This is a genomic window from Pseudomonas sp. SIMBA_068, assembly GCF_046534705.1.
Lineage (GTDB): Bacteria > Pseudomonadota > Gammaproteobacteria > Pseudomonadales > Pseudomonadaceae > Aquipseudomonas > Aquipseudomonas putida.
Genome location: NZ_JAWRYI010000660.1, coordinates 1 through 266, shown reverse-complemented (window position 1 = coordinate 266; position 266 = coordinate 1). Strand labels below are relative to the sequence as shown.

Genomic DNA, 266 nt, shown 5'->3' with positions numbered 1-266 from the left:
ATGTCTCGGTGGACTGAATTTCATCAATTGTTTGGATCTTGTTGATAAGTACATGCTGGAGAGCGTCGATCGAACGGCACATCACTTTTATAAAGATGCTGTAGTGGCCGGTTGTGTAATAGGCTTCAGTGACTTCATCAAGGCTTTCCAGCTTTGCCAGCGCGGAAGGGTAGTCTTTGGCGCTCTTTAATATAATGCCGATAAAGCAGCCTACGTCATAACCGAGCTGCTTCGGGCTGACATCAATACGCGCCCCGGTAATGATC

Annotated in this window: 1 protein-coding gene; it reads right to left on the bottom strand. The window is 47.4% G+C overall.

Annotation, left to right across the window (positions count from 1 at the left end):
* On the bottom strand, positions 1 to 266 hold a 266-nt coding region (locus SB756_RS30875; protein ID WP_410913343.1), incomplete at both ends, for an Lrp/AsnC ligand binding domain-containing protein.